The 14,259-nt window shown below is 52.0% G+C and carries 10 protein-coding genes; 6 read left to right on the top strand and 4 right to left on the bottom strand.

The window, feature by feature from the left end; translation table 11 throughout:
- The first annotated feature begins 64 nt into the window (after window positions 1–64).
- Complete coding sequence (rarD, locus tag PsW74_RS28160) at window positions 65–1,006, top strand: EamA family transporter RarD (protein ID WP_063288371.1); 942 nt, start codon at window positions 65–67, stop codon at window positions 1,004–1,006.
- A 54-nt stretch (window positions 1,007–1,060) separates the two neighbouring features.
- Here rarD and PsW74_RS28155 read toward each other — a convergent pair whose 3' ends face one another.
- Complete coding sequence (locus tag PsW74_RS28155; protein WP_063288372.1) at window positions 1,061–1,651, bottom strand: TIGR00730 family Rossman fold protein; 591 nt, start codon at window positions 1,649–1,651, stop codon at window positions 1,061–1,063.
- A 266-nt stretch (window positions 1,652–1,917) separates the two neighbouring features.
- Here PsW74_RS28155 and PsW74_RS28150 point away from each other — a divergent pair, with 266 nt between their 5' ends.
- The 4 genes from PsW74_RS28150 to pssA all read left to right on the top strand — a co-directional run bounded on the left by PsW74_RS28150 (window position 1,918) and on the right by pssA (window position 7,381).
- Complete coding sequence (locus PsW74_RS28150; RefSeq protein WP_208988203.1) at window positions 1,918–3,330, top strand: Ig-like domain-containing protein; 1,413 nt, start codon at window positions 1,918–1,920, stop codon at window positions 3,328–3,330.
- 293 nt (window positions 3,331–3,623) lie between these two features.
- Window positions 3,624–5,564, top strand: coding sequence for an ABC transporter ATP-binding protein/permease (locus tag PsW74_RS28145; protein ID WP_057466188.1), 1,941 nt, complete (start codon window positions 3,624–3,626; stop codon window positions 5,562–5,564).
- 156 nt (window positions 5,565–5,720) lie between these two features.
- Complete coding sequence (locus PsW74_RS28140; protein ID WP_063288374.1) at window positions 5,721–6,422, top strand: phosphatidylserine decarboxylase; 702 nt, start codon at window positions 5,721–5,723, stop codon at window positions 6,420–6,422.
- Between the two features lie 11 nt (window positions 6,423–6,433).
- Complete coding sequence (gene pssA / locus PsW74_RS28135) at window positions 6,434–7,381, top strand: CDP-diacylglycerol--serine O-phosphatidyltransferase (protein WP_063288375.1); 948 nt, start codon at window positions 6,434–6,436, stop codon at window positions 7,379–7,381.
- 218 nt (window positions 7,382–7,599) lie between these two features.
- Here the strand turns inward: pssA and PsW74_RS28130 are convergent, their stop codons facing one another.
- Genes PsW74_RS28130 through PsW74_RS28120 form a run of 3 tightly spaced genes read right to left on the bottom strand, consistent with a single transcriptional unit; the run spans window position 7,600 to window position 12,753 of the window.
- Complete coding sequence (locus PsW74_RS28130) at window positions 7,600–11,079, bottom strand: efflux RND transporter permease subunit (RefSeq protein ID WP_063288376.1); 3,480 nt, start codon at window positions 11,077–11,079, stop codon at window positions 7,600–7,602.
- Window positions 11,076–12,179, bottom strand: coding sequence for an efflux RND transporter periplasmic adaptor subunit (locus PsW74_RS28125; protein ID WP_063288377.1), 1,104 nt, complete (start codon window positions 12,177–12,179; stop codon window positions 11,076–11,078). Before PsW74_RS28125 ends, PsW74_RS28130 begins: the two co-directional genes overlap by 4 nt.
- A 25-nt stretch (window positions 12,180–12,204) precedes the next feature.
- Window positions 12,205–12,753, bottom strand: a complete 549-nt coding sequence (locus PsW74_RS28120; RefSeq protein ID WP_063288378.1) for a PadR family transcriptional regulator — start codon at window positions 12,751–12,753, stop codon at window positions 12,205–12,207.
- A gap of 418 nt (window positions 12,754–13,171) precedes the next feature.
- On the opposite strand from PsW74_RS28120, the gene puuE reads away from it, so the two are divergent.
- Window positions 13,172–14,077: an allantoinase PuuE gene (gene puuE, locus PsW74_RS28115; RefSeq protein WP_063288379.1), complete on the top strand. Its 906-nt coding sequence runs from the start codon at window positions 13,172–13,174 to the stop codon at window positions 14,075–14,077.
- Window positions 14,078–14,259: the final 182 nt, after the last annotated feature.

The raw sequence follows: 14,259 nt of genomic DNA, 5'->3' as shown, positions 1-14,259 counted from the left end.
GCCTTCCTTTTTTAACTGGCGTCAGGATCTCTGGCGCCTGTTTACGTTGTAATATGAGGGTTGAATGAGCCAGTCAGCGTCCGCTGCTGATCCGCTAAGCACGCCAGAAGCGTTCAAGGCTGGACTGATCGCAGCAGTATCTGCTTATCTCATGTGGGGCTTTGCACCCATGTACTATAAGCTCACAGCAGACATGCCGGCGATCATCGTGATCTGCTATCGCGTGATTGGCTCCGTGCTGTTTCTTGGTGCCTTTCTGGTCATGAGCAAACTGCGCAAGGAGATCCTTGCGATCTTCTGTGATTTCTCGCGCCTGCGATACCTTCTGGTGTCGGCCTCAGTCATCAGCATCAACTGGACCATCTTTATCTGGTCGGTGGAAACGGGCAGGGTGCTGGATGCCAGCCTCGGCTACTTCATCAACCCGCTCGTCAGCGTGGGGCTGGGCGTTGTGCTGTTGTCCGAACGTCTGTCCAAAGCACAGCTCGCAGCGCTGGCGATCACCATCTTTGCCGTGCTCTACAAAACCTTTGAGGTGGGTGAACTGCCGTGGGTGTCTGTTGTGTTGGCCCTCAGCTTTGCGCTCTACGGCTATGTGCGCAAGCAAGCCCCTGTAAGCGCCGTTGCTGGTCAATTGGTGGAAGTGCTGCTCGTCCTACCATTTGCACTTGTCGGCATCTGCTACTTCGCGCAAGCTGGCACTGGCGGAATCTATCCGGCAATTCCGGTGGAGCACCCGTGGTTCTTGTCTCTGCTGCTGTTCACAGGCGTGATCACAGCAGTCCCATTGGTGGTCTTCGCCTTTTCAGCGCGCCGCTTGCCGATGATTTACATTGGCTTCTTGCAATACATAGCGCCATCCATCCACTTCCTCAGCGCCATTTGGCTGTTTGGTGAAGAGTTGTCGATTGAGGGCTTGTTTGCGTTTGGAATGATCTGGTTCTCGCTCGTCATCTTCTCGGTTGACGGTGTGATGGCAAGGCGCCGCGTTGCGAAACTGGCGTAACAGTGAATTGGACTACAATTAAAAAAGGCCGCTGAATACTCAGCGGCCTTTTTGTTACATATCCTTCAAATCAGGATGTTCAACTTTGCAGCCTTCAATGGCCTTGCAAAGGATATCGACGCTTTGAGCAACATCCTCGGTGATCTCATAGGTGATGTCGCTGTCCGGGCGAATAAAGCCAAGACTACGCATGTGATCGAGCAATTCCACCAGAGGTGTCCAGAACTGGTCAAGGTTGAGAAGCAGCATGGGCTTGTCATGGCGGCCAAGCTGAGCCCAGGTCAGCATCTCCACAAGTTCCTCAAGAGTGCCGATCCCACCGGGCAGTGCGATAAACGCATCAGCTTTTTCAAACATGGTGCGTTTGCGCTCATGCATGTCCTGAGTAACGATCAGCTCATGAGCGTCTTCCAGCATCACCTCTCGTTCCATCAGGAACTTGGGAATGACACCGGTGACTTCTCCGCCATTTTCAAGAACAGTTTTCGCAACAGCTCCCATAAGTCCAATGGATCCGCCACCATAAACGAGTCGAATCCCTTCACGGGCTAATAATTCACCAAGCTGAATCGCCGCTTTTTCAAACAGCGGCTGACTTCCAGCATTGGAGCCGCAATATACGCAGATGCTTTTCAAGGTTTTCATAGATATTCTGTCGCATTAGGCTAGGGGGAACGTCAAGCAAGGCTCGTAAAATGAGGTTAACTTCACCATATGCGCAACTTGCCTGACATGGTGCACCTTGCCCCTCGGGTTAAACATGTATAACAAACACGATTAAAGTCTGTCCTTTTTGCCTAAAGCTAAGGAAAAGAGACAGCCGGATAAACTGATATCCGGACAATCTGATATAATGTCAAAGCATGCCATGTCGAGTGAACTATGGTCTGCTTGAGGAGCAATTGAGAACCATGTCGAAATCGGGGATGAACTGGTTGCTGACAGTTGCTGTGGCTGTTGCTGCAGGCGCAATCGGTGCGGGGGCGTACTACCTGAGCAAGGAAGATACTTCGGTTGTTGCAGAAGCTGAAAAGGCTGTTGCAAAGCTGGAGGCTGCTGCAAATGGCAAAGTACAGCTCAACTCGTCGGGCACTCAGACGGACAAGGCAGAAGCTGGCAAAGCCCCTGAAGTGACCACTCAGCTGGATACCGCCGCTGTTACCACCGACAATGTTCCAAGTTTTGATGTGATGCGCGTTGAGCCGTCAGGCGATGCCGTTGTCGCTGGCCGTGCTGAAGCTGGTTCCATTGTTGCACTCATCTCCAATGGGGATGTGGTCGGCAAAGGCATTGCGAACAACAGCGGTGAATTTGCAATTGTTCTGGAAAGACCGCTGAAGCCGGGCGACCACGATGTCAGCCTTGAAGCGACCAATCAGGAAACTCAGGAAAAGAGCGGCTCGCAGCAACACATAGCAGTGTCTGTGCCTGAAGACGAAAGCGGTGAGGTTCTGGTTGTTCTGAATGAACCAGACGCACCATCGAAAATTCTCCAGCTGCCAGAAACACCTGTGACTGCAGAGCCCGTTGCAACAGCGAATGCAGCTGCACAGACCTCTGGCGCAAAGGAAAAAGCACCAGCTCCGGTTAATGCAGCGGCTGAAACACCAGCACAGGCATCTGCTAATACTGAAATTGCCGTCACTGAGACGCCTGCACCTGTAAATACAACATCTGCACAAGCTCCAGAAGCAGCACCACAGACCGCTGACGCGCCTGTTGAAGTCGCAGCGCAAACTCCGGCGCCTGTTGAGACACCTGCAGCACCGGTTGCAGCCGCAACTGAAGAGCCGCAGCTGACTGTCAAAGCCGTTGAAACTGAGAAGGGCAAGGTCTTCGTTGCTGGCGAAAGTGAGCCAGGCGCGCAAGTTCGTGTTTATGTGGGCGAAGAGTTTGTTGGCGAAGCACAGGCAGGCACCGAAGGGCGCTGGCTCGTGGAAGCTGAAAAAACAATCCCTGCTGGCAATGTGGAAGTCAGAGCTGACAAAGTCGAAAACACCAACGGTAAAGTGGAAGCCCGCGCACAGGTTGTCTTCACCAAAGGTGAGAATGACGTTGCCATGATCCCGGTTCGCCTTGTTGCGGAAGGGTCAGGTTCAAAAGGAGCCTCTGCAACTGTTGGGATTGGCGAGTTGCCGAACGTTATCATCCGCCGCGGCGATAACCTTTGGACCATTTCCCGTCGTCTCTATGGCAAGGGCACACGCTACACTACCATCTATCAGGCCAACAGCCAGCAGATCCAAAATCCGGATATGATCTTCCCGGGACAGGTGTTCATGTTGCCTGTGGCTGACCTGAATTGGAAAACAATTAATAACTGATCTGGATTCTTCTCTTCGAACGTCCTATTTAAGAAGAGAAAGCTTTCCAGATTGATCTTTAGGAAAGCGCTGGATGAGCAATCCAGCGCTTTCTCTGGTTTGCGATACTACTGCGTGCTCCCGAAAAGTGGTTCCGGTTTTCGGATAAGGGTGCGCTTCAAAAGAGGGCGAAAGACTCTCTCCAATCTGATGGCAATGAACGCGTTCTGGATCATTGCTCTTCTGATATGACATTCCAAATTCGCCAACCGCTTCTGCGTTTTAAGAAGCGCGCCGGGCAACAAGGCACTAGCATGACTGCAACAAGCAAAAAACAGCAGGCAAAATCCGCCCCTGCTTTGGATGCAGACGATAAAGGCTTGCTTCGTTCACTGAAAACTCTTTGGGTTTACATGTGGCCAGATGCAAGGCCGGAGCTTAAAAAGCGTGTCGTTCTGGCCCTCGCGGCGTTGATTGTCGCAAAAATTATTACCGTTTTCGCACCCTATCTTTATGCATGGGCAACCGATGCCCTGACTGACGCCAGCGTTTTGCCAAAATGGTTGCCGCCAATTCTTGTCGCGCCAATCATGTTGGTCCTGGCCTACAATGTCGCCAGAACAATGGCTGTCGGGTTTAACCAGATCCGTGACGCGATCTTTTCAAGCGTTGGCCTCCACGCCGTTCGCGAACTCGCCAATCTAACCTTCCAGCACCTTCACGCGCTGTCTCTCCGCTACCACCTGTCACGCCGCACTGGTGGCCTGACCCGTGTGATCGATCGCGGAGTGAAGGGGATTGAAGGCATCGTTCGTTTCACGATCCTGAGCGGTATTCCCACTGTCGTCGAATTCGCGATGATGGCTGTTGTAATCTGGTTCCAGTTTGGCCTCTGGTATGTTCTGGTCGTCGGCGCAACGGTCTTTGCCTACGTCTATTACACAGTCGTCGCCTCCGATAAGCGTATCCAGATCCGCCGTGACATGAACAACGCGGACAATGATGCAAACAGCAAGTCCGTTGACAGCCTCCTGAACTTCGAAACCGTCAAGTATTTCGGTAACGAGGAAATGGAACGTGGCCGTTTTGATAAGGCAATGCGCGGGTATGAGCGCGCTGCAATCAAAACATGGACCTCGCTCTCCTGGCTCAACTTCGGGCAGGCGCTAATCCTTGGTGCAGGTATGACCACATGTATGGTTATGTCCGCCATGGCAATTCAGCGCGGTGAGCAGACGATCGGTGATTTTGTCATGATCAACGCGCTGCTCATGCAGCTGTCGGTTCCGCTCAACTTCATTGGCTTCATCTATCGCGAAATCCGTCAGGGCATTGCTGATCTGGAAGCCATGTTCTCCGTACTAGCCGTAGAACCTGAAATTCAGGATGAGCCGCTTGCGGAGAACCTGAAGGTCAAAGAAGCCACCATCAAGTTCGAGGACGTGCACTTCCACTACGACGAAGAGCGCCCGATCCTGAAAGGCGTGAACTTCGAAGTGCCTGCAGGCAGCACCATCGCGATTGTTGGTCCATCTGGGGCAGGCAAGTCCACGATTTCCCGTCTGCTGTTCCGTTTCTATGATGTCACCTCGGGCCGCATCACCATTGATGGCAAGGATGTCCGCGAAGTAACGCAGAAATCCCTGCGCGATCACATTGGTATGGTTCCTCAGGATACGGTTCTGTTCAACGACAACATCGCCTACAACATCGGCTATGGCCGCGTTGGCGCATCAGAGGAAGAGGTGAAAGAGGCAGCTCGGCTGGCTCAGATCGATCACTTCATCGAAGCTTTGCCTCATGGTTATGAAAGTGAAGTGGGCGAACGTGGCCTGAAGCTTTCAGGCGGTGAAAAGCAGCGCGTCGCGATTGCACGCACCATCCTGAAAAGTCCGCCGATCCTCATTCTTGATGAAGCAACCTCGGCTTTGGACACGCACACGGAGCAGGAAATCCAGTCAGCTCTGGACATTGTCTCCAAAGACCGGACCACGCTTGTCATCGCCCACCGTCTCTCCACCGTGGTGAACGCAGATCAAATCCTCGTTTTGAAGGCTGGTGAAGCGGTTGAGCAGGGGACGCATGCTGAACTGATGGCAAATGACGGTCTCTACGCGTCCATGTGGAGCCGCCAACGTGAAGTCAGTGAAGCGGAAGCGCGCCTTGCGCAGATGCGTGAAGATGATCAGGGTTTCATTTCCAGGGGCAAAAGTGCTGAGGAAAGCCTAATTGAGGGCATAACTGATAAGAAATAGTGGGTTCAAGTGATTGCTCCGCGCGCAATCAGGGGAATCTCTGTTTAAATAAGCTAGAGTTGCTTGCACAGATCTCTCTGAGTTGCTCTATGAGCAGAAACTTAACGTCTGAGGGGTTCAATAGCTGAACCCCTCACTCTAGCAAAGGTGGTAAAGATGTCTTTGGCGGACAGCATTTCCAAGACACTGGTTCCTATTCATAAAGAAGGCTACCCGTTTATCGCCATTGCAGCTGTCCTGACCATCATTTTGGGATGGTTCTGGTCGCCCCTTTTTTGGATCGGCCTTTTCCTGACTGGATGGGTCTGTTACTTCTTCCGCGATCCGCCGCGCGTCACTCCCGTTAAAGACGGCCTGATTGTTTCCCCCGCAGACGGAACTGTGTGCCTGATGGGGTCCGTTATCCCGCCACGGGAGCTGGATCTGGGCGATCAGCCGATGATGCGTGTGTGCATCTTCATGAACGTCTTTAACTGTCACGTAAACCGTGCGCCAATGGCAGGCCGCATCACGCGCGTGGCTTACAAGGCCGGAAAGTTCCTGAATGCGGAACTGGACAAGGCAAGTGAGCACAATGAACGCAATGGCCTGATCATTGAAAACGACAATGCCCGCATCGGCGTTGTGCAAATCGCTGGCCTCGTAGCACGCCGTATTGTGTGCTTCGTAAAAGAAGGCGAAAACATTTCTGCAGGTGATCGCTTCGGTCTGATCCGCTTTGGATCCCGTCTTGATGTTTACCTGCCTCAGGGGACAAAGCCACAAGTTGCCCTTGGCCAGACCATGATTGCTGGTGAGAGTATTCTGGTAAATCTGAAAGATGAAGAAGCAGGCGACATCGTTGCCCGCGTTTCTTAAGGTAGTATAGCGTGTCAAATCCATTTCCTCCCTATGAACCGGGAGGTCAAACCACCAATGCGAAAGGATCCACGCGCAAGCGTATTCCGCTTCGTATTGTTTTACCAAACGTCGTCACCTTGCTGGCGCTATGTTCCGGCCTGACAGCCATTCGCATGGCCATGGAAGACAGGTGGGATATGGCGATTGCAGCCATCTTCCTCGCCGCCATTCTGGATGCTCTGGACGGACGTGTCGCACGCATGCTCAAAGGGTCCACCAAGTTTGGCGCTGAGCTGGATTCGCTCGCAGACTTCGTGAACTTTGGTGTTGCCCCAGGGATTATCCTTTACGCATGGATGTTGGAAGATGCCAGCTCCCTCGGCTGGATCGCCTCTCTGCTGTTCTCCATCTGCATGGCATTGCGACTGGCGCGGTTTAATGTGGCACTAGATGACCCGAACAAACCAAAGTGGGCCAGCAAGTTCTTCACCGGAGTTCCCGCTCCAGCAGGCGCGCTGACAGTTCTGCTACCGATTTATCTGGAACGTCTGGGCGTGCCGCATTGGAACGAGCTGGCTCTGCCGGTTGCGCTCTACACCATGTTCGTTGGCCTCCTGATGGTCAGTCAGTTGCCAACGTTTTCCGGCAAACAGATCGGCACCCACATTCGCCGCGAATGGGTTTTACCGCTGTTTGTTGTCGCTGTCGGTATCATTGCACTTGGTGCAAGCTATCCGTTCGAGTGCCTGACCGTGATCAGCTCCGGCTATCTCATCTCCATCCCATTCGCATGGCGCTCCTATAAGATCCACTGTGTGAACGGCAAGGGCAGTCACGCCGATTGTGATGTAGTGACCACCGAGATCGAAGAGGAAAGTGTTTCTGAAGACAAGACGTCTTTGAAAGTCAGCCTCGAAGACATTGCGAAAGCTGGCGTCCTTGATCCCAAGCAGGACAAGGAAAAAAGTAGCGAGTAGCTGTGCTCTGCTATCTGATTTTAAAAGGCCGCGGATTATTCCGCGGCCTTTTTTGTGAGCTCTGCGAGTGGGGAAGGGGAGAACAGACTGAGGTGCGAGGAATGCAGAGGCTGAATTGCTGACCACAAGAAACTCGATCGATCTGCCTCCAGCGTTTATAGCAGGCATTAAAAAAGGCTGCCGAAGCAGCCTCTTTCGCGTTTGTTATAGTCAAAGCCTCACTCAGCGGCTTCAGGAACCCGCTTGACCTCTTCAGAAGCCTCATCACCAAAGGTTGGCTCTCTCGGATCCTGATTGCCATTTGCGAGCGCATACTGATCTGCAGACATCTGGCCTTTGCGTCTGTTTGTAACCCGCCCATAACCATTCGCAAGATGCATCGGCATCACCAGAGCAATCGGGATCACAACCAGCGTCAACATGGTTGAGAACGCCAGACCGGAGATCACCGCTGTTGAGAGCTGCACCCACCAACTTGCAGTGACGCTGCCAAAGGTCGTGACCTGATTGGCAAAGTCAAAGCTGATCTGCGTTGCCATTGGAATGAGGCCCGCAATCGTGGTGATTGTGGTCAGCATCACTGGACGGACACGCTGAGCGCTTGTACGCAGGGCTGCATCTACCGGGCTCTGCCCATCTTCACGGAAACGATTGTAGGTATCGATAAGAACGATCGCGTTGTTCACCACGATACCTGCCAGCGCCACAATACCCGTACCGGTCATAATGATTGAGAACTTCTGCCCCGTCACCAACATGCCAAGCAGCACACCAAACACACTCATAACCACAGTCGAGAGGGTCAGGAAGCTCTGGTAAAAGCTGTTGTACTGGGTCAGCAGAATGATGAACATCAGGAACAGCGCACCAATCATTGCCTTCATCAGGAAGGCCTGAGATTTGGCTTGCTCTTCATTCGCCCCACGGAACTTGATGAACACACCATCAGGCCATTGCTGAGCGTCAATCCATTCCTGAATCTCCGCCTCTTTCTCAGTCACGAGGAAGCGGTCTTTATCAACGCCAGCTTTAACGTCCAGAGAGAACATGCCATTGCGGCGTGTAATGCTGGAAACCTTCTGCTTCGGTGTCCGCTCCACAAAGTTGGAGAGGGGAATCTGACCCAGCTGAGTACGAAGGCGCAGCTCATCAAACTTGTCCAAAGTCCGCTCGTTCTGAGGAAGACGAACACGAATGTCCACTTCATCCTCTGAGTCAGACGGGCGATAGTCACCAATCAGAACACCGTTGGTTACAAGCTGAACCATAGCGCCTACAGCTGCGATATCAGCTTTATAACGAGCCGCTTTTTCGCGATTGATGGTCAGTTCCCAGTCAATGCCCGGTAGCGGACGGCTGTCTTCCTGATCACGCAAACCATCAACAGTGTCAATGTGATTGCGAACGCGGTCTGCTGCTGCGACAGCTGCTTCATAGTTGTTTGAGTTGATCTGCAACTGGATGTCTTTACCAGTTGGAGGACCGCCCTCAACCTGCCGGGACTCAACCTTGATACCCGGAAGCAGAGATGTTTTCTCACGAACGCTGTTAAAGATTTCCTTTGCCGACGGGCGGCAACAGAAGTCAGCAAACTCAATGTCGATAGAGCCAATCAGATCCGCAGGAGCGTTGTTGCCACCGCCACCACGCACACCAACAGGGAAGGCGCGGGTTACGACATTTTCAATGCCCGGCTCAGCCAGAATGATGCTGTCAACGTCCCGAACCAGTTCAAGAGCCTCAAGAGCAGACATGTTGCCGCGCGCGGTCACATAAAACTTACCCTGCTCAGGCTCTTCATCCACGAAGAACTCTGTGCCGGCATTGTTGCTCATAAAGGTCATAAAGATGCTGCCACAAAGAACCAGCATAGCGACGATCGCCAGCATGCCGGCCCACCACTTGCGAACCAGAAACTCCAGAACGGCAATATAGGCACGCGTAATACCGCGCAGCTTTGATGTGTCAAACGGACCATGTCCGGAGAACACTTTTGCGGCTGCCAACTCTTCCGTTTTCCGGCGCTCAGCACGCGCACGAGAATAGTTGAGGATTGGTTTGAACATCTTCATCAACGGCAAATAAGCCATGATGACGATAGCGGCTCCAAGCAGTTTTGATGCAGGACCAAGGACCGCAACGATTGGTGTCAGGCTGGAGACGACGGCAGCCAGCCCTACAGCAACGATAAGAGCCAGAAGATGCTCGCCATACTTGCTCATAAACGCAAAGACAGCGGCCAAAATACCACCTGTCACGGGTAGGAACACCATGGCCGTCAGCAAAGAGCCAGACAGAACGATGATCACCATGATTGGCAGGTAGCTCATGAACTCGCCTGGTACGCCCGGCCACAGCAACATTGGCAGGAAAGCCGCCAGCGTTGTTGCCGTGGAAGAGACGATCGGCCAGAACATCAGCTTGGCAGCACGGATGTAAGCATCCCGTGGAGGCATACCTTCAGCTGCCTTACGGTCGGCGTACTCCACCATCACAATCGCGCCGTCAACCAGCATACCAACAGTCAGCACCAGGCCGAACATCACCATGGTGTTCACGGTCATACCGATGGTCGTCAGTGTCAGGAAGCCCAACATGAAGCTTGTTGGAATAGCCAAGCCAACCAAGATGGCAGACCGCAAACCAAGAGCAGCAATAACAACAACCATCACGAGGAAAATTGCTGTCATGATGGAAGATTCAAGAGAGTTTAGGGTCTGAAAAATGTTGTCTGACACATCGAGCATATAGCTCACAGATACTGTACTTGGCAGCTCTGCAGTAACGTCTTCAACAACAGTGCGAACAGCAGCGTTGTTCTCGATAATGTTCTCGCCAATGCGTTTGATCACATCCAGAGAAACAGCAGGCTGACCATTCACAAGTGTAAAGGTGCTTGGGTCTTTGAAGGTACGTTTGATGGTAGCGATATCGCCAAGTGTCACGACACCTTCACCAGCTTGTTTCACCGGTAAGGAATACACATCATCCGCATCAAGGATCAGACCCGGCACTTTGATGTTGAAGCGGCCAGCACCTCCATCAATAAAGCCCGCAGCAATCAGCTGGTTGTTCAGCCGAAGTGCATTGATTAGCTCGCTCTGGCTGATGGAGTAGCTTTCCATCTTAAGCGTATCAATGATCACTTCCAGCAACTCATCACGCTGGCCAGTCAGCTCCACTTCTTTCACCGACGCAATGGACTCGATCTCGTCTTTCAAACGGTCTGCAAGACGGTAAAGCGTGCGGGCAGGAACATCACCGGAAAGGGCGATGGTCATGGTTGGCTGAAGAGCCATATTGTGGGTGCTGACGGTCGGTTCTTTGGCGTCCTCAGGGATCTTAGTCTTCGCCGTGTCAACCTTTTCACGAACGTCCGTCAGCGCTTTGTCTTTGTCGACATTAATGTCGAACTCCAACAAAATACCCACATGCCCTTCGGCAGCGATTGTCGTGATCTCTTTCAGTCCCTCAAGACCGCGGAGTTCGGTCTCCATCGGTTGACCAATCAGGCGGGTTCCGTCTTCTGGAGAAATACCGGACTGGCTGACAGAAACATAAAAGAAAGGAACGTCAATATCAGGCGCTGCTTCTTTGGGAATCGCGATGTAGGACATAATGCCTGCGATCACCATGAAGAGCATCATCACAAAAACTGTTTTGGGGCGTTGGAGCACCCCTTCCAGCATGGATATCATTGTGAAACCTCCGCGGTTTCAAAAACGGGATGAACAACGCGGCCTTCTTTAACGAAGTCCTGACCAACAGTAATAACGGTCACTTTTTCTGGCAGGCCCTTGAGCCAGACACCCTTTGTGTCTCCGCCGATCATCTCAACAGGATAGAAAATGACCTTGTTGTCTGCACCAACGCCGCGCAGGCCAATATCCCCATTGTCAGCAAGGGTCAAAATGCCCGGTGATACAAAGTGTGCTTTCTCATTGGCAAGTTGCAGCTGGGTGCTGGTCGTAACGCCGTCCTTCAAATCAAAATCAGAGTTCGGCAGTTCAACTTCCACATGGAAAGTACGTGTGTCTGGATTGGCGGAGCTCGCAATGTGGCTCACTTTGCCTTCAACGGTTTGACCGGTCACCAGATTTACAACAGCGGTCTGGCCAATCTTTACAGCCTGAATGTTGGATTCTGAAACGGCGCCGATTGCAAGCATTGGGTCCGGTGCCATAATTGTCGCGCAGACTTTGCCAACACCCAGCATCGCACCCACTTCTGTCAGTGGTGTCTCGATGATCCCATCAATAGGGGCGCGGATTGCTGTACGTTCCAGCTCAAGTTCAGCTTCCTGCAACTGGGCTTTGGCCGCGTCGCGTGTCGCTTTAAGCGCGATAACACGGTTCGCAGCAGAAAAGCCTCTGTTGTTCAGCTTGCTGGCAGCTTCAAAATCAATATTGGCCTGAGCCAGCGCTGCATTGGCTTGAAGAACGCGTGCTTCACGTGCGCCGCGATCAAGAGAACAGAGCAAATCACCTTTACGAACGAACATGCCTTCCGTTGCTGGGCGTGCACGCACTACACCAGCAGTTTCCGAATGCACTTCAACGCGCGTATCAGCCTGCGTTCGTCCGCGCATTTCCAAAAATGGAGTTCGTACAGTCGCTTCAAGGGTCTGCACTTTTACGGCAAAGGGAACAGAGCCGAGAGCTTTCACTCTTTCTGCTGGTGGTGGTGTCGAACCTTCGCCCGTACCCTGACCCATAACCACAGTTGTGCCGGTCGCCATCCAGATACCGATTCCGGCTGTAAGCCCCAAAGCCAGAACATGTGAAAATCGAATTGCCATTTTTCTCTCCGCCGGTTCTAGGCGATTATTCAGCTGCTTGAGCGTGGGAGACACGCTCGCTGGCGATGCGCTCAAGCTTGCTTCGGTTCATTTTCATGTAATTAAGGGAAGCACTCAGTGTGGTAATGCCGTATTCCAGTGTCCACGCGCTTGCCGGATCCTCACAAATCTCAAGCTCGTGGGTCATGCCCCCGATTTTGAGCTCCAGATGCTCAATGCGGCGGTCAATCTCCTTGGAAATAAACTCGCCACCAACCCAGCGGCTATAAAGAGCAAGCAGAAGAAACGGGGATCTGAACAAATCTTCGACAGGGGTCTCAGACAGCTCTTGTACAAAAGCGTCACGACCTGCCTGTGTAATAGAATAGATTTTCCGAGAAGGTTTGCCTGGTGAAATTTCTTCGCGCCACGTCACAAGACCGTCCTGTTCCATCTTGGCAAGCGACGGATAAATTGACCCGTAACTGGCTTCAATGAAATGACTGAAATGCCCTTCTTGCGCAGTCTTGCGAATTTCATATCCAGTAGCATCCCCGCTGGATAATATGGCAAGACAAAATTTACGTGTGCTCATTCCCCACCACATCGCACTGAGTGTTAAAAGAGACCTCATATAGGTGTGAGGTCGAATAACTTACTGAACTTAAAAGACTTAAAATCGATTAGAGCTAAAGTCTGGTCACGTTCGATATATATCGACTAGATATATGTGAAACTTTTTACTGAAAGCTTTAATCACTGTCAAATGTAGAAATGTAACAGGATGTCCCGGTCGCGCTACATAGGGTTCAGATTGTTCTCGTGCTCAAAATTTCAATGGTTACCCTTCAAATTTAATGAGATTTCTACAAAAGAATGTGTCTGCCATCACAAGTTGTGCTATTTTTTGTGAGTTCAGGAGGAGTTGTGCATTGGAATTCTGTACAAACCTACTTGTCTTGTCTTGCTGTTTTGAGGTGAAGTGTTTCCAACAAACTTCAAAAAGGTATTTCATGATGGATTATGCACGCGACATGATTGGGTATGGCCGGAACACGCCGAACCCTAACTGGCCAGGCAATGCGAAAATCGCGGTTCAGTTTGTCATCAATTACGAAGAAGGCGGCGAGAACAACATCCTTCATGGAGATGCGGGGTCTGAAGCTTTCCTTTCTGAGATTGTTGGCGCTCAAACCTGGCTGAACCAACGGCATATGAATATGGAGTCACTTTACGAATATGGCTCGCGTGCTGGCTTTTGGCGTCTGTGGCGTTTGTTCCGCAAACATGGACATCCGGTGACTTGTTATGGCGTTGCCACGGCACTAGAGCGAAATCCTGAAGTGGTTCAGGCTATGAAAGAGGCTGACTGGGAGATTGCATCTCACGGCCTCAAATGGATCGAGTACAAAGATTTCTCCGCTGATGAAGAGCGCTGGCATCTCCAGCAGGCGATCAAAAGCCACAAAGAGACGACCGGAGAGCGCCCATATGGCTGGTACACGGGCAGAAGCTCCGTCAACACACTGCAGATGGTTATGGAAGAGGGGGGCTTCCTTTACAGCTCCGACAGCTATGCAGACGACCTGCCTTATTGGGTTGAAGGTCCAAACGGCCCGCACTTGATCATCCCTTACACGCTGGATGCCAATGATATGCGGTTTGCAACACCGCAGGGCTTTAACAGCGGTGACCAATTCTTTACCTACCTGAAAGATAGCTTCGACACGCTTTACGCAGAAGGAGAAGACGGAGCGGCCAAAATGATGTCTGTCGGCCTGCATTGCCGCCTTGCCGGACGTCCCGGCAGAACAGCAGCTCTTGCCCGTTTCTTGGATTATGTCTCCCAAAAGCAAGGTGTCTGGGTGCCGCGCCGCATCGACATTGCACGTCATTGGCATGAACATCACAAACCCTAACTGCTTCAAAAGCTGAGGTCTTTGCCTCTCTTGCTTCAGGTGAGAGAGGTTTACTCAACATCTGTAGAAAAGCCATCTTGTTCTTGAACTGGCCGCAATCCAGCCATTTGCAGGCCAGACACACCCATTAAGGCCTTGATGGTCGCACCCTTTGAATCCACATAGTGAATTGTGCATAGGTT

Origin of the sequence: Pseudovibrio sp. W74, from assembly GCF_001623085.1 — a bacterium.
Lineage (GTDB): Bacteria > Pseudomonadota > Alphaproteobacteria > Rhizobiales > Stappiaceae > Pseudovibrio.
Note: the sequence above shows the minus strand (reverse complement) of the source record. Positions and strands in the feature narration are given on the sequence as shown.